Below are 17037 nucleotides of genomic sequence, written 5' to 3' on the forward strand. Positions count from 1 at the left end.
AATTATAATGAGATTGCTTCATGCATCGCAATGACAATGGAAATCCCTTCACTTGAACTTCAAATACAAACGCTTCCGGACAATCCCGGCGTGTATCAGTATTATGATAAAGAAGGCAAAATCCTGTATGTGGGCAAAGCTAAAAACCTCAAGAAAAGAGTTTCCTCTTATTTTAATAAAAACCATGATAATGCCAAAACGAATGTCATGGTTAGGAAGATTGCTACCATTAAACACATCGTAGTTTCCTCTGAACAGGATGCGCTTTTGCTGGAAAACAACCTGATAAAAAAACTGCAGCCACGTTATAATGTGCTATTGCGTGATGACAAAACCTACCCGTGGATCTGCATCAAAAAAGAACCGTTTCCCCGAATATTTCCAACACGGAGAATGATAAAAGACGGCTCAGAATATTTTGGCCCGTATACCAGTTTCAAAACCGTGCATACCATTATGGATTTGATAAAGGAATTGTACCAACTGCGAACCTGCAATTATGATTTGAGTGAAAATAACATACAAGCCCATAAATTCAAAGTGTGCCTTGAATATCATATAGGCAACTGCAAAGGGCCATGCGAAGGTTTGGAAACACTTGAAGCATATCAGAAAAAAATCGATGCCATCCGACAAATACTCAAAGGCAACTTTAAAGACAGTTTACGCGATTTCAAACGACACATGAATGACTGTGCTTCACAAATGAAGTTTGAGGAAGCACAAAAAATCAAGAATAAGATAGATGTACTCGAAAAGTATCAGTCCTATTCTACAGTACTGAATCCAAAAATTTCCAACATTGATGTTTTTTCGATTGTTTCCGATGAAGCGACCGCCTACGTAAACTTTTTACAAATATCGCATGGTGCTATCATTCGGTCGTTTACATTGGAACTCAAAAAGAAACTGGATGAAACCGATGCAGAATTGTTAGAACTTGCCGTGGTAGAACTTCGGGAGCGGTTTAATTTAACATCCAAAGAAATTATCCTGCCTTTTGCATTGGATTTTGGTCCGACGATAAAAATTACGGTGCCGCAATTGGGTGACAAAAAACAGATATTAGACCTTTCAGAAAGAAATGCCAAATATCAACGACTGGAACAGCTAAAACAAATTCAGATTGTTGATCCCGAGCGGCACACAAACAGAATCATGGCACAGATGCAAAAGGATTTACGTCTTTCGGTTGAACCAAGGCATATTGAGTGTTTTGATAATTCCAATATTCAGGGAACCAATCCTGTTGCGGCATGCGTTGTTTTTAAAGACGGAAAGCCAAGCAAAAAAGACTATCGCCATTTTAATATCAAAACCGTTGAAGGGCCAAATGATTTTGCTTCGATGGAGGAAGTGGTTTACAGAAGATACAAGCGCCTTTTAGATGAAAACCAACCGTTGCCACAATTGATAATTATTGACGGAGGGAAAGGGCAACTGTCATCGGCATTGAAAAGCATTGATGATTTGGGTTTACGTGGGAGAATCGCAATCATTGGCATTGCAAAACGATTGGAAGAATTGTTTTATCCGGGTGATTCTGTTCCGTTATATTTGGATAAAAAATCAGAAACGCTAAAAATTATCCAGCAATTGCGTAACGAAGCACATCGTTTTGGGATAACCCATCATCGGGACAAAAGAAGTAAAACAGCATTAAATTCAACCATAGAACTCATTCCGGGAATTGGCGAAAAGACAATGCTCACGTTACTAAAACATTTTAAAAGTGTCAAAAGATTGAAATTAGCCACCGAAAAAGAAATTTCTGAAGTCGTTGGGGTATCAAAAGCAAAAAAAATTTCCGACTTTTACCAAAACGAATAGTAGATGCATACAGAAGAAAGAGAAAAGAAGCAAGAGCCAAGACCTAAACCGCTTATGCGACAAAAGTCAAGGAAATGTTATTGCGTACTTTTTATTTCTTTCTTCTTTTTTCTTTCTTCTTTTTTCTCCTCAATTGTTGCGCAAGACACGATTAAAAAGACCAGGCCAAAAATTGGTTTAGTTCTTAGTGGCGGTGGCGCCAAAGGATTTGCTCATATTGGGGTGCTGAAAGTACTGGAACAGGCAGGAGTAAAAATAGATTTTATTGGTGGCACAAGCATGGGTGCGGTTGTTGGCGGTTTATATGCTTCGGGCTATAACGCTACTCAAATAGATTCAATTTTTTATAATACCAATTTCAATGAATTGCTTCAGGATTATATTCCGCGTTCATCCAAAAGTTTTTATGAAAAACGGAACGATGAAATGTATGCCCTAACGCTTCCCTTTAACAAACTAAAAATCGGAATTCCTATAGCCCTTTCCAAAGGAATGTATAACTATAATTTGTTGTCAAAACTTACCCATCAAGTGAGATATGTTGGTGATTTCAGTAAACTTCCTATTCCGTTTTTATGTATCGCTACCGATATTGAAAAGGGCGAACAAGTGGTTTTGCGAAACGGTTATTTAGCGCAGGCCATGTTGGCAAGTTCCGCTTTTCCTTCTTTGTTTTCGCCCGTTGAGATTGATGGGCAACTTTTGATTGACGGCGGCGTTACTAATAATTATCCGATAGATGAAATTAGGAAAATGGGAGCCGATATTATCATTGGCGTTGACGTACAGGAGAATTTAAAGGACAGAAATTCCTTGAAGGACGTTACCCGCATTTTGGTCCAAATCACAAATCTGGACATGATAAAAGTGATGAAAGACAAAGTTAGACTCACGGATATCTATATCAAACCCGATATTTCTCACTATGGCGTCATTTCTTTTGATGAAGGAAGGGAAATCATTAAGAAAGGAGAAGAAGCCGCATTTGGAATTTATGAACAACTTAAAAAACTGGGTGATACCACGGGAAGTTATCAGCGTAATTCGGTTAAGATTAAAAAAGAGTATTTACAAGTCAAAAATATCTCAATTAACAAATTAGATAATTACACCAGAGCGTATGTTATAGGGAAACTGCGTTTTAAAAATGGAAGTAAAATAAGTTATGACGATTTAAAAACAGGAATCAATAATATAAATGCGACCCAAAATTTCAGCCGAATTAGTTATACGCTTGAAGAAAATCAAGGCGAAGATGGAATAAAACTGAGTTTGACCGAGAATCCAACAAAGACTTTTTTGAAATTTGGACTTCATTATGACGATTTATATAAAAGTGCTATTTTGGTCAATATCACCCAAAAAAAATCATTATTTAAAAATGATGTTGCCTCTTTAGATATAGGGCTTGGGGATAATATTCGATACAATTTTGATTACTATATTGACAATGGTTTCTATTGGAGCTTTGGTTTCAAATCACGGTACAATGCGTTTAACAGAAACCTTAAAACCGATTTTAGAAATGGAGAATTACTGGCTCAATTGGGTTTAAACAGTATAAACATTGACTTATCGGATTTGACAAATCAAGCGTATCTACAAACAGTTTTCATCCAAAAGTTTTTATTTGGCGCAGGAATAGAGCACAAATTTTTAAAAATAAAATCAGACAATTTAGGACAAATAAATCCCACTTTGGAAAAAAGTAGCTATGCAAGCGTTTTTGGATATATGAAATATGATTCTTTTGACAATAAACTATTTCCCAAAAAAGGATGGTTATTTTGTGGCGACTTTCAATCTTACCTATTTTCGTCTGATTACACTCATGAGTTCAAAAGATACTCTATTGCAAAAGGAGAAATAGGGATTGTCAAATCTTTTTATAAAAAAGTAACATTAAAAGTACAGACAGATGCGGGTTTTGCTATTGGCAATGACAGTGTGCATTTCTTTGACTTCGTTTTAGGAGGTTACGGTTTTAACACTATTAATAATTTCAAACATTTTTATGGTTACGATTTTTTAAGTATTTCTGCCGATAGTTATATTAAATCATGTTTCACTGTAGATTATGAGATTTACAAAAAAAACCATGTGAATTTTGCGGCGAACTATGCAAATATTGAAGACGATTTATTTACGAACGGTGATTGGCTGTCAAAGCCAAAGTATAACGGATATGCTATTGGTTACGCGTTAGAATCGGTTATTGGTCCAATAGAAATAAAATATTCCTGGTCGCCTGAATTGCATAAAGGATTTACTTATTTTACTGTTGGTTTCTGGTTTTAAAAACCTAAAAACTTTTTTAATAAATTTTACACATAAAAAACTATATTTGAAACTATTAATTAACTAAAAAAACCACGATATGTCTATTTGGAAAAGAAAACCTATAGCGCTATTACTTGCCGAAGCGTCAGAATCTGAAAAGGGATTAAAAAGAACATTGACTGCCTGGTCACTTGTTGCTTTGGGAATCGGAGCAATTATTGGTGCCGGACTTTTTGTTAGGACAGCAACAGCCGCAGCTCAAAACGCCGGACCATCAGTTACAATAGGATTTATTGTTGCAGCCATTGGTTGTGCTTTAGCAGGATTATGCTATGCGGAATTGTCTTCTTCTATTCCAATTTCCGGAAGTGCCTATACTTACACTTATGCAACTATGGGGGAATTATTGGCATGGATTATTGGTTGGGATTTAATACTTGAATATGCGGTTGGTGCTGCGACTGTTGGAATTGCCTGGAGCGAATACCTCAATAATCTGCTGGTCAATGTGCTGCATGTCAGCCCAATTCCGTATGAGTGGTGTCATTCACCGTTTCAACATTCAGCAGATGGTATTAATGGTGTAATGAACTTACCGGCATTGGCTATTGTGGCGGTTATTAGTTTGCTTTTGATTAAGGGAACACAAGAGTCAGCATTTGTAAATGGTTTAATTGTAATTACTAAAGTTGCGATTGTTGTAATGATTATTATTTTGGGATGGCATTTTATTAACCCTCTTAATCATACTCCTTATATCCCGGAAGCAACTACTTATACGGATAAAAACGATATTACATATGATTTTGGTGGATTTTGGGGTGTCATTGGTGCTGCCGGAACTGTCTTTTTTGCTTTCATCGGATTTGATGCCGTCAGTACAGCTGCACAGGAAACTAAGAATCCAAAACGTGATATGCCAATTGGGATTTTAGGCTCATTAGCGATTTGTACAGTTTTGTATATCCTGTTTGCGCACGTTTTAACTGGTATTGCAACTGTGGAAGATTTTAGAGGAGAAGGAGGCGAAGCATCAGTGGCGTTTGCAATCCAAAAATATATGATTGGTTATGAATGGCTGGCTCAATTAGTGACTGTAGCGATTCTTTTTGGATTTTCTTCCGTTATTTTAGTAATGTTATTGGGGCAATCTCGAGTATTCTACTCTATGGGTAAGGATGGTTTGTTGCCGAAATTCTTTAGCCACGTGCATACAAAATTCCAAACACCATACAAAGCTAACCTTGTAATTCTTGTTATTGTTGGACTTTTTGCAGCGTTTATTCCTGGAGATATCGTTGGTGATATGACCAGCATCGGAACATTATTTGCCTTTATTTTAGTTTGTATATCAGTATTGGTTCTCCGAAAATCAGAACCGGATATGAAGCGTGAATTTAAAACACCTTTTGTGCCGTTTGTTCCAATTTTAGGAGCTTTGGTTTGTTTCCTTATGATTTTAGGTTTGGGTTGGACGAACTGGCTTCGACTTGGTGTTTGGTTAGCCATCGGATTAATTATTTATTTTACTTACAGCAAGAAAAACAGTAGACTGAATAATCCTGAAAAATAAAGTAAGGTTAAAATAATTGAAAAAGGATTAAAGGGTTTACTCTTTAATCCTTTTTTGTTGCATTAAAAATTGATAATTATCATTTCTGAAAGTTATATTTTTCCGATATTTGTTAGATGAAAAAATGGGATAATCTATTAGCTCACTTAAAATTCCTTATCAAGAGAAATCCGGAATGAATTTATGAATCAATATCATAAATTTAATATCTAACATCTAATATTTTAATAATGCCACTATACCATAAACTCGGCGATTTTCCACAAAAAAGACACACGCAGTTTGAAAAACCAACCGGCGGCTTGTACTACGAACAGCTTTTTGGCACCGAAGGATTTCATGGACATTCTTCTTTGTTATACCACGTTCACAGACCAACCCAAGTCAAGGAAATAACCAAATCATATTCAGTTGAGCCAAAAATTGCTATCGGTAAAAACATCAAATCATTACTTCTAAAAGGGTTTGAATTAAAACCCGAAGACGATTTTCTTGACAGCCGAAAAGCAATGCTTGTTAACCGCGATTGTATTATTGGGCTTGCTGCTCCACGAAAATCATTGACAACTTATTTCTACAAAAACGCCGATGCCGATGAAATGCTTTTCATTCACAAAGGAAAAGGAAAACTCCGCACCATGATGGGAAATATCCAATTTGAATATGGAGATTACCTCATAATTCCACGTGGAATGATTTATCAAATCGAATTCGAAACTTCCGATAATAGATTGTTTTATGTAGAATCTTATGCCCCGTTTTATACACCTAAACGTTATAAAAATAACTCAGGGCAACATTTAGAACATTCACCATTTTGCGAACGCGATTTCAAATTACCAACCGAATTGGAAACACACGATGAAAAAGGGGATTTTTTAATCAAAATCAAAAAAGAAGGCATGATACACGAAATGGTTTATGCCACACATCCTTTTGATGTTGTCGGTTGGGACGGGTATAATTTTCCATACGGTTTCAGCATCCATAATTTTGAACCAATAACCGGTCGTGTACATCAACCGCCGCCAGTGCATCAAACTTTTGAAACGGCGACTTTTGTGGTTTGCTCGTTTTGTCCAAGACTTTATGATTACCATCCAAAAGCAATTCCGGCTCCATACAATCACAGCAATATCGACAGCGATGAGGTGCTGTATTATGTTGATGGCGATTTTATGTCGAGAAACAATATCGAAGAAGGTCATATTACATTGCATCCAAAAGGAATTCCTCATGGTCCGGCACCCGGAGCAATGGAAAGAAGCATTGGCCACAAAGAAACACAGGAATTAGCTGTTATGGTTGACACGTTTCGTCCGTTGATGGTTACAGAAGAAGCCATGCGATTAGACGACGGGAAATATTATAAATCATGGTTAGAATAAGAAGCTAATCCCGCTATCCGTTCCAATCTTTTATTGCTTAGTCACCCTGAGCGCAGTCGAAGGGCTTGTTTCTAAAAGCAATAAAAGGATTTTCACTTCTATCGGGGCTAAAAAATTAAACTTAAAATACAACTCTTCATAACTAGATTACTATGTCAAAAGAAATTAAATCCGTTGAATACGGACTAGAAAAAATATTCGAAGGCGCACAGGATTTCCTTCCGCTTTTAGGAACAGATTATGTAGAATTTTATGTTGGTAACGCTAAACAAGCCGCACATTTTTATAAAACAGCTTTCGGCTTTCAATCGCATGCCTACGCAGGTCTGGAAACCGGAATGAAAGACAGAGCGTCTTATGTTTTAAAACAAGATAAAATCCGATTGGTTTTAACCACAGCTTTAAACAGCGATTCGCCAATTGGAGAACACGTTAAAAAGCATGGCGATGGTGTAAAGATAATAGCACTTTGGGTTGAAGATGCACGTTCGGCATTTGAGGAAACTACTAAGCGAGGTGCAAAAGTATTTATGGAGCCAACTGTTGAAACTGATGAATACGGAGAAGTAATACGCTCCGGAATTTACACTTATGGCGAAACGGTTCACATGTTTGTTGAACGCAAAAATTACAAAGGAGCCTTTTTACCTGGCTATAAAGAATGGAAATCAGATTATAATCCAACTTCAGTTGGTTTAAAATATGTTGACCACATGGTAGGAAACGTAGGTTGGAATGAAATGAACATTTGGGTAAAATGGTATGAAGACGTTATGGGATTTGTAAACTTCCTTTCGTTTGACGACAAACAAATTACTACCGAATACTCTGCCTTGATGAGTAAAGTGATGAGTAATGGCAACGGAAGAATTAAATTTCCAATCAACGAACCTGCTGAAGGGAAAAAACGTTCCCAAATCGAAGAGTATTTAGATTTTTATGAAGGTTCTGGCGTACAACACATCGCAGTAGCGACTGATGATATAATCAAAACAATTGCGGATATGCGTTCAAGAGGAATTGAGTTTTTAAGTACGCCGCCACAAGCTTATTATGATGCAATCCCAGAGCGCCTGAAAGATCACATGCACAAGTTCAAAGAAGACATCAACGAACTTCAGAGATTAGGAATTATGATTGATGCTGACGAAGAAGGTTATTTATTGCAAATATTTACCAAGCCTATTGAAGACAGGCCAACTTTATTTTTCGAAATAATTCAAAGGATGGGCGCCAAGGGTTTTGGTGCTGGAAATTTCAAAGCATTATTTGAATCTATTGAAAGAGAACAAATGTTGCGGGGAACTTTGTAAAACTTTAATTTATTTGAACATAATTTAAAAAAAAGTAATCAAAACTGCTATACTTTATAAGTAACTGTTAAAGTAAATAAATCGCTTGTAACTACGCAAGAGTTTGAATTACATTTGCATCAATCAAAAAAACGGGAGTGGTTTCCTCAATTTTTGGATAAGTTTTCATAATTTATAGTTTTTTGGTTGGTTAATAGCATAAAAACCAGGTCATTATTTGACTGGGTTTTTTTGTTTTAATACATTTGGAACAAAAATTGTAATTACAGTTCAAAAAATAAGTAAAACATGAAAAAAGTCCTCTTCTTATTGTTACTTTTAATGACTGTAAGTTTCGATAACCAAAAACCCGATGCATACGATTCAGGGGAATGGTTCAAGTTTAGAATACATTATGGGTTCATCAATGCAGGCTATGCTACTCTCGAAGTAAAGGAAGCCGTCATAGGAAATAAAAATATATATCACGCTATTGGTAAAGGATATACTGTCGGAATGTCACGGTTTTTCTTTAAGGTAGATGACAACTACGAAAGCTATTTTGATAAAGTTACCAACAAACCTTTTCAATTTGTTAGAAAAATTGATGAAGGGGGTTACACTAAAAATCAGGAAGGGTTCTTTAATCAGGACAACAATAAAGTTTTGGTAAAAGATTATAAAAATAAAACGGAGAAAACGATTTCAGTTACCGAGAATGTTCAGGATATAATTTCGACTTTTTATTTTTTAAGGAACCATCCAAATATCGATAAATTAAAAGTTGGAGAGTCCATCGTTGTAGATATGTTTTTTGATGACGAAGTCTATAAGTTCAAGTTAAAATTTATAGGAAGGGAAAATCTAAAAACTAAATTCGGAACTTCACCAACTATGATTTTTAGGCCGATAGTTCAGTCGGGAAGAGTTTTCAAGGAAGAAGAAAGCCTAACGGTTTGGATTTCAGATGATGAAAATAAAATTCCGTTGCGAATAAAAGCGAGCTTGGCCGTGGGTTCTATAAAAGCCGATTTAGAAAGCTTCAAAGGATTAAAAAATCCATTTATGGTTAAATCAAAATAATTAATGATTAACAAGACAGATTCAGCAGATTCAATATTTGAAGCATTAGATCAAAAATTTGATGCCATAAATCAAAAAACCGAAACCCATCTTGAAGGGTTACTTTGGTCAAAGCCAATAACTTATTGGGATTATATTCAAACCGACGCTTTACTGAATTTGCAAATTCAAAGAACTGTTCTTCCTGATGAAATGGTTTTTATCATGTACCATCAAGTCAATGAATTGTTATTCAAAATGATTCTTTGGGAAATAAATCAACTTTGTAATACCGAAAACCCAAAAACGGATTTCTTTACGGAAAAACTTAGAAGAATCAGCCGCTATTTTGATATGTTAACTACTTCATTCGACATTATGGGAGACGGAATGGAAGTCGAGCAATACATGAAATTCAGGAATACATTAACTCCGGCCAGCGGATTCCAAAGTGCGCAATACCGATTCATAGAATTTTCTTCAACAGATTTAATTAACCTGATTGATTACCGATTCAGGGATTCTATTGACAGAGACACACCTTATTCCCATGCTTTCGAACACTTATATTGGCAAGCTGCGGGAAAAGATTATCAAACCGGACAAAAATCGTTTTTGATTTTAGAGTTCGAAAGAAAATACCGTGAAGAATTTCTTCGCTATATGGAGAAGTACAACACCATCAATATTTGGCAAAAATTTAAGCAATTGCCAGAAGCTGACCAAAAAAACAGCGAATTGGTAAAAGCCATGCGTCATTATGATCACACGGTAAATATTACTTGGGTTATGGGGCATTTAAACGCTGCGAGAAAATATATTGACAGCGGCAAAGGTTCGGGCGAAGCAACTGGCGGAAGCGATTGGAAAAAATACATGCATCCAAAATACCAGCGGAGAATATTTTTCCCGGAATTGTGGAGCGATGAAGAATTGAAAAACTGGGGCGAGGGAGCATAGATTAAGTATGGTGTCAAAAATCTTTCAAAAATTCATTCTCGTTTTTCTTTTGTCAACATTCGTAATCTCGTGTAATAAAGCCACAGAAGAAGAAATAGCTGTTCCAAAAGCCAAACCAAAATTGGTAGAATTCGGATTCAATATGAATGATTTTAACATGGTCAATGATACCATAAAATCAGGTGATACTTTTGGGAGTTTGCTGGAAAAACAAAACCTTAACGGAAGAGAAGTTTACGATATTGTAGACAAAGTAAAAGACACTTTTGACGTTAGAAGTATCCGAAAAGGGAAACCGTATACCATCCTAAGAAGCAAAGACAGAACCAATAAAATTCAGGTTTTTATTTATCAGCCCGACAAATTGAATTTCTATATTGTAGATTTTAGGGATTCAATAATAGCGCATAAAAAAACAAAGCCACTAACGTTTAAAACCCGAACAATTGCCGGCGCATTAAACGGATCGCTTTCTGAAACCCTTCAAAATCTAGAGGTTGATCCTGCGTTAGCTCCACGAATAGCTAAAATTTATGCATGGTCCATTGACTTTTTCAAATTAAAAAAAGGAGATAAGTTTGCCTTAAAGTTTACAGAAAGATATATCAATGACACTATTTATGATGGCGTCGATAGTTTAAAAGCCGCCTTTTTTGAATACAAAGGAAAGAAAGTCTATGCGTTCCCTTTTGCCCCGGATGCAAATACAAAAAAGGAGCAATACTTTGATGAAGAAGGGAAAACCTTGAAAAACTTTTTCCTGAAAGCACCCTTGAAATTTGTAAATATCACTTCCAGATATACTAAAAACCGATTCCATCCGGTTCAAAAAATATGGAAAGCCCACAACGGAACAGATTATGCAGCACCAATAGGAACGCCCATTATGACAACAGCCACCGGCGTTGTTGAGCAAGCAGGTTACACTACAGGTAATGGAAATTTCGTCAAAGTAAAACACGACAAAACCTATTCGACACAATATTTACACATGTCAAAAATATTGGTGCGACGAGGCCAAAGAGTAACACAAGGACAAATCATTGGCAAAGTCGGAAGCACCGGACTAGCTACCGGACCTCATGTTTGCTATCGTTTTTGGAGAAATGGCGTGCAGGTTGATGCGCTAAGATTGAAATTACCAACCTCTACGCCTATGGATTCAAGATACCGAAAAAAATATATGGAATACATGAATCCCTTAAAAATAGAATTGGATAGTGTTTCAGAAGCTTCAATAAAATAATTTTCACTACTACAACGTTGGCGTAAAAGATTACTAAATTTTATACCAATCATATTTGTAAATTTGTCATTCAAAATCTTAAAAATGGGGTTACCAAACATAAATCCAACTACAACAAAGGCTTGGGAAAAACTCAATCAGCATTATGCTCAGATGAAAAATGTTTCCATGACGGAAATGTTTGCCGGAGACAAATCGAGAGCCGAGAAATTTCACATTCAATGGAATGATTTTTTAATTGATTATTCCAAAAATAGGATAAATCAGGAAACACTAAAATTACTTCAGGATTTAGCAAAAGAAATAAACTTAAAATCAGCAATCAACAGTTATTTTTCTGGAGAAAATATAAATAAAACCGAAGACAGAGCAGTGCTTCACACGGCGCTACGTGCTCCACAAAAAGCAACGGTTTTAGTTGATGGACAAAACGTACTACCAGAAATTTTTGAAGTAAAAAATAAAATTAAAGCATTCAGTAACGAAGTTATTTTAGGAACCAGAAAAGGATTTACAGGAAAAGCATTTACTGATGTTGTAAATATCGGAATCGGAGGCTCAGATCTTGGTCCGGCAATGGTCGTAGAAGCTTTACAATTCTATAAAAATCATCTGAATGTTCATTTTGTTTCCAATGTTGATGGCGATCATGTAAACGAAATCATTAAAAAATTAAATCCCGAAACGACACTTTTTGTAATCGTTTCCAAAACATTTACTACGCAGGAAACCTTAACCAATTCAGAAACAATAAGAACCTGGTTTTGGAAATCAGCAAAGCAGGAAGATGTTGCCAAACATTTTGTGGCGGTTTCAACCAATATTAAAAAAGTAACGGATTTCGGCATTAACTCTGAAAACATCTTCCCAATGTGGGATTGGGTTGGTGGAAGATTTTCTCTTTGGAGTGCCGTTGGTTTGTCTATCAGTTTGGCGGTTGGATTTGATAATTTTGACGATTTATTAAAAGGCGCTAATGAAATGGATGAACATTTCAAAACGGCAGATTTTGAAGAAAATATTCCTGTAGTTTTGGCATTGCTTAGCATTTGGTACAACAATTTTTTTGGAGCTGAAAGTGAAGCGCTAATTCCGTATACACAATATTTACAAAAACTGGCACCTTACCTGCAACAAGGCATAATGGAAAGCAATGGAAAAAGCGTTGGCCGTGACGGGAAACCTGTAAATTACCAAACGGGAACCATTATTTGGGGCGAACCGGGAACGAATTCACAACATGCATTCTTTCAGTTAATCCATCAGGGAACAAAATTAATTCCAACCGATTTTATTGGATTTGTAAAACCACTGTACGGAAATCAAAATCATCACGACAAGCTGATGTCTAACTTTTTTGCACAAACGGAAGCCTTGTTAAACGGTAAAACGGAAGCACAGGTAAAAGCCGAATTTGAAAAGCAAAACATAACCGGAGAAAAAGCGAATTTTCTACTACCATTCAAGGTTTTCAAGGGCAATAAACCAACCAACACTTTTTTAATAGAAAAACTCACGCCAAAAAATTTGGGTTCCTTAATAGCGTTATATGAGCATAAAATATTCGTTCAGGGAATTATCTGGAACATTTTTAGTTATGATCAATGGGGCGTAGAATTGGGAAAACAATTGGCGACCACGATTTTGGACGAAATTCACGATTCGAAAGTAAAACCACACGATAGTTCAACAGAATTTTTGCTAAAGCACTTCCTGAAAAACAGATAATTATCAAAAACGACAATTTTATTTGCTGGTTTTGTATGCCTTTTTAGTTATATTTGTTACTCTAAAAAATAAAAAAATGTACAATATCGTTCAAAAATTCCATTCAGGCTGGGCTTATATAGCGTTGTTATTATTAATTTTTGCAGTGGTAAATTCATTTCTTGGAAAATCCTCTAAAAAAGAATTTGCCCCAAAAGACAGAAAAATTGCCCTCTTCGGACTTATCGCTACACACATTCAGTTAGTAATTGGTTTAATTTTATATTTTGTATCCCCACTTGGCTCTGCTTCCATAGGACAAATGGCAGAATCGGATGTAAGGCTAACCTGGTTGGAGCATCCATTGGTAAATGTCATTGCGATTGTTCTAATAACTGTTGGCTGGTCAAAACACAAAAAAGCGACAACAAACGAAGCAAAGTTCAACAGTATTTTTATATTTTACGGATTAGGATTACTGTTAATTTTAAGTCGACTTCCTTGGAAACTATGGTTTTAAAAAGCACCTTGAAGTCCTGAACAGGACTTATTCTCAAAGCACACTTTTTAATCCGGCCATCAAATTAAAATACCCTTCATGAGTAACAAGATATTTATACTATTTTTTTCAATGTTTACTGCTTTATCTGTTTTATCCGGGAGCGAGACCCTACAGAAAGACAAAAACAAAGATAAATCAGCAAAAACTTCTGAGAGCACCACAAAAGAGAAGGCAGTATCTTCAGCTAAAATAGACAGCCTAAAAATCAAACTTAAAAACGTTAAATCAGAATTGGATTCATTAATCCTTTCAGATGCAAACCTAAAGTTTAAACCTCTAAAAAAGAACGCCCACGCATCCTACTATCATGACCGGTTTAACGGCAGAAGAACAGCAAGTGGCAAAAGATTTGACAATAATGGATTCACTGCAGCCCATAAAAAACTTCCCTTTGGAACAATAGTAAAAGTGACTAACGAAGCCAATGGAAAATTCGTAATAGTTGAGATTACCGATCGTGGACCCTTTTCAAAAGCACGTGAAATAGATTTAAGCCGAAGAGCATTTATGGACATTGCCTCAAACAAGAATTCAGGCGTTGTAATCGTAAAAATCGAAGAAGTGATTCAGCCAAAATAATCACCAGCTTTTAAAAGGTTTTTTACTCAAATAAACATTATAAAAACGTTCATCATCAGTCACTTCCTTACCAAGCCAACTCGGTTTTTCAAATGATTCATCTTCCGATTGTAATTCGATTTCGGCAATAATCAAACCTTCATTTTCTCCCGTAAAAACGTCAACTTCATAAATGTGATTTCCCACTTTTACTTCGTGGCGAGTCTTGTCAATAGTGCCAATTTCGCAAATAGATAATAGCTTTTCAGCATCGGGCAATGGAATTTCGGTTTCCCATTCAAGCCGCGTAGTTCCTGTTGAATTTCCTTTTCCCTTAATCGTTAAATACGCCTTGTCTTCCTTAATCCTTATGCGAACAGCTCTTTCCGGATTGGAATTCAGATAAGCTTGTACAATCCTTTTTTTGGCGAAAGCCTCATTTATAAAATCATCCGAAAGCACCAAAAATTTACGTTCTATTTCTATCATTTTTTAGGAGCTATTTCCAGCTTTCCACTATATCTTTTTTGGTTTAAAAAAACCAAAAAAGGATGCCATTTCAATCTGGGCTATTTACTTCGTCAGTTTGTTGCACCCGTGTCTTCAAATGCGAAGCATTCACCGAATACTAATAACAAATAAACACTTGGTGAGGTAAATATATTATAAATTTGCGATATGGCTGAACCAATTTCATACCGAAAAATTATCCATATTGACATGGATGCTTTTTATGCATCGGTGGAACAATTGGACAATCCCGAGTTGAATGGGAAGCCTTTGGCTGTTGGCGGAAACGAAACCCGGGGCGTCGTTTCAGCAGCAAGTTATGAGGCCCGAAAATTTGGCGTAAGAAGTGCCATGAGTGGCGTTCAGGCGAAAAGAAATTGTCCCGATCTAATTTTCGTGCCGCCCAGATTTGAGCGTTATAAGGAAATTTCGAAAAAAATCCGAACTATTTTCCATGAATATACCGATTTGGTTGAACCTTTATCTTTAGACGAAGCCTATCTCGATGTCACGCAAAACAAAAAAGGAAATCCAAGTGCATCACTAATCGCAAAGGAAATCAGAAATAGGATATTTGAAGAAGTCGGGATTACGGCTTCAGCCGGAATTTCAGTGAATAAATTTGTCGCAAAAGTAGCGAGTGATTATAACAAACCCAACGGGCAAAAAACGGTAAATCCCGAAGAAGTGGAAAGTTTTCTGGAAAACCTGGAAATAAAAAAATTCTATGGAATCGGTAAAGTAACCAAAGACAGAATGTATCATTTGGGAATTTTTACAGGGAAAGACCTAAAATCAAAACCTAAAGAATTTCTTGAAGAACATTTCAGCAAAAGCGGTTTGCACTTTTATAATATCGTTCGAGGCATTCACAACAGCGAAGTAAAACCCAATAGAATTACAAAATCGGTTGCGGCGGAACACACATTTAACGAAAATCTCACCTCTGAAATTTTTATGATTGAAAAGCTGGAACGTATCGCTTCGGAACTTGAAAACCGACTGAAGAAATATACCATTTCAGGCAAAACCGTAACACTCAAAATCAAATACAGCGATTTTACGACACAAACCCGAAGCAAGACGCTGCCATATTTCATTTCGGATAAAGGATTGTTATTAGAGACCGCTAAAGAGCTTCTCTTTCAGGAACGAATGAAAGAATCAGTTCGGTTGCTCGGGATTTCGCTGAACAACTTAAACACCGAAATCAAGAAAGCCGTTGTGGTACAATTGCGTTTTGATTTTTAGGTATAAAAAAACCAGTCTTGTATAAACGAGACTGGTTTTATATTTATTTAAAAGATTATTTTCTGCTAAGTTTTGATAACAATCGTAAGAACTCGATATACAACCAAACCAGTGTAATCATTAATCCCATGGCGCCGTACCATTCCATGTATTTAGGCATTTTTTGCTGTACGCCTTTTTCAATCTGGTCAAAATCCAAGAATAAATTTAATGCCGCAATGACAATCACAAAAGCACTGATTCCAATACTGAACATAGAGTTTCCATAATGAACAGGTTGGAAGCTGGTAAACATTGACAACAACCATGAAAACAAATAATAAGTTGCAATTGCCAACGTAGCTGCAAGAACTACCGACTTAAATTTCTCAGTAACTTTTACAATTTCATATTTATACAATCCAAAACACACCATAAATGTCACGAAAGTGCAGCTTACTGCTTGTATGACAATTCCGGGATACATTGCTTCAAAAATGGCGGAAATTCCACCGATAAAAAGCCCTTCAAAAATGGAATAACCAGGTGCTAAAAATCCGGAATATTGTGGTTTGAAAGTAGCTATTAGTACTAAAATAAAACCAACAATAGCTCCGCCAATTGCAAAAATAATTGGATTAGCCATCGACCAGGTTACAGCAGCACTAGCCACTAACAAAATCAGCATCAGGAAACTTTTATTTATAGTTCCCGAAACGGTCATCGTTTCATCGCGGTCAATAATCTTTGCTTCATGAACAACTTCCGCAGCTGCTGAAGTGTTTGTAAATGTTTTGTTTTTAAAAAACGGGTTGTTTGAATTCATAATTTCTTGTTTT

At 36.1% G+C, this 17037-nt stretch carries 14 protein-coding genes; 12 read left to right on the plus strand and 2 right to left on the minus strand.

Annotation, left to right across the window (positions count from 1 at the left end):
• Positions 1-36 precede the first annotated feature (36 nt).
• The 11 genes from uvrC (at position 37) to Q0Q99_RS04560 (ending at position 14479) form a co-directional block, all read left to right on the plus strand.
• The gene (gene uvrC / locus Q0Q99_RS04510; protein ID WP_293892072.1) at positions 37-1830 is read left to right on the plus strand and encodes an excinuclease ABC subunit UvrC; all 1794 of its coding nucleotides are present in this window, start codon (positions 37-39) and stop codon (positions 1828-1830) included.
• Positions 1831-1833: 3 nt separating this feature from the next.
• On the plus strand, positions 1834-4128 hold the full coding sequence (locus tag Q0Q99_RS04515; protein WP_293892075.1) for a patatin-like phospholipase family protein: 2295 nt from the start codon (positions 1834-1836) through the stop codon (positions 4126-4128).
• Positions 4129-4207: 79 nt separating this feature from the next.
• Positions 4208-5683, plus strand: coding sequence for an amino acid permease (locus Q0Q99_RS04520; RefSeq protein ID WP_293892078.1), 1476 nt, complete (start codon positions 4208-4210; stop codon positions 5681-5683).
• A 230-nt stretch (positions 5684-5913) separates the two neighbouring features.
• Complete coding sequence (locus tag Q0Q99_RS04525) at positions 5914-7071, plus strand: homogentisate 1,2-dioxygenase (RefSeq protein ID WP_293892081.1); 1158 nt, start codon at positions 5914-5916, stop codon at positions 7069-7071.
• Between the two features lie 152 nt (positions 7072-7223).
• Positions 7224-8384: a 4-hydroxyphenylpyruvate dioxygenase gene (hppD, locus tag Q0Q99_RS04530; RefSeq protein WP_293892084.1), complete on the plus strand. Its 1161-nt coding sequence runs from the start codon at positions 7224-7226 to the stop codon at positions 8382-8384.
• Between the two features lie 288 nt (positions 8385-8672).
• Positions 8673-9446: a DUF3108 domain-containing protein gene (locus Q0Q99_RS04535; RefSeq protein ID WP_293892087.1), complete on the plus strand. Its 774-nt coding sequence runs from the start codon at positions 8673-8675 to the stop codon at positions 9444-9446.
• Between the two features lie 3 nt (positions 9447-9449).
• Positions 9450-10385 carry a tryptophan 2,3-dioxygenase family protein gene (locus tag Q0Q99_RS04540; RefSeq protein ID WP_293892090.1) on the plus strand — a complete coding sequence of 312 codons (936 nt, stop codon included), beginning with the start codon at positions 9450-9452 and terminating at the stop codon, positions 10383-10385.
• A gap of 7 nt (positions 10386-10392) precedes the next feature.
• Positions 10393-11631 (plus strand): M23 family metallopeptidase, encoded by a 1239-nt coding sequence (locus Q0Q99_RS04545; protein ID WP_293892093.1) that lies wholly within the window; start codon positions 10393-10395, stop codon positions 11629-11631.
• Between the two features lie 84 nt (positions 11632-11715).
• Positions 11716-13359 (plus strand): glucose-6-phosphate isomerase, encoded by a 1644-nt coding sequence (gene pgi / locus Q0Q99_RS04550; RefSeq protein WP_293892096.1) that lies wholly within the window; start codon positions 11716-11718, stop codon positions 13357-13359.
• Between the two features lie 76 nt (positions 13360-13435).
• Positions 13436-13858 (plus strand): hypothetical protein, encoded by a 423-nt coding sequence (locus tag Q0Q99_RS04555; protein ID WP_293892099.1) that lies wholly within the window; start codon positions 13436-13438, stop codon positions 13856-13858.
• Between the two features lie 246 nt (positions 13859-14104).
• The gene (locus Q0Q99_RS04560; RefSeq protein WP_293892190.1) at positions 14105-14479 is read left to right on the plus strand and encodes a septal ring lytic transglycosylase RlpA family protein; all 375 of its coding nucleotides are present in this window, start codon (positions 14105-14107) and stop codon (positions 14477-14479) included.
• On the opposite strand, the gene Q0Q99_RS04565 is transcribed toward Q0Q99_RS04560, so the two are convergent.
• Positions 14480-14947 carry a CYTH domain-containing protein gene (locus Q0Q99_RS04565; RefSeq protein WP_293892102.1) on the minus strand — a complete coding sequence of 156 codons (468 nt, stop codon included), beginning with the start codon at positions 14945-14947 and terminating at the stop codon, positions 14480-14482.
• A 189-nt stretch (positions 14948-15136) separates the two neighbouring features.
• Here Q0Q99_RS04565 and dinB point away from each other — a divergent pair, with 189 nt between their 5' ends.
• Positions 15137-16219 (plus strand): DNA polymerase IV, encoded by a 1083-nt coding sequence (dinB, locus tag Q0Q99_RS04570; RefSeq protein WP_293892105.1) that lies wholly within the window; start codon positions 15137-15139, stop codon positions 16217-16219.
• 55 nt (positions 16220-16274) lie between these two features.
• Here dinB and Q0Q99_RS04575 read toward each other — a convergent pair whose 3' ends face one another.
• Entirely contained in the window at positions 16275-17024 is a 750-nt protein-coding gene (locus Q0Q99_RS04575; RefSeq protein ID WP_293892108.1) for a Bax inhibitor-1/YccA family protein, read from the minus strand.
• Between the last annotated feature and the right edge of the window lie 13 nt (positions 17025-17037).

The sequence above is a fragment of the Flavobacterium sp. genome (assembly GCF_025352425.1).
GTDB lineage: Bacteria > Bacteroidota > Bacteroidia > Flavobacteriales > Flavobacteriaceae > Flavobacterium.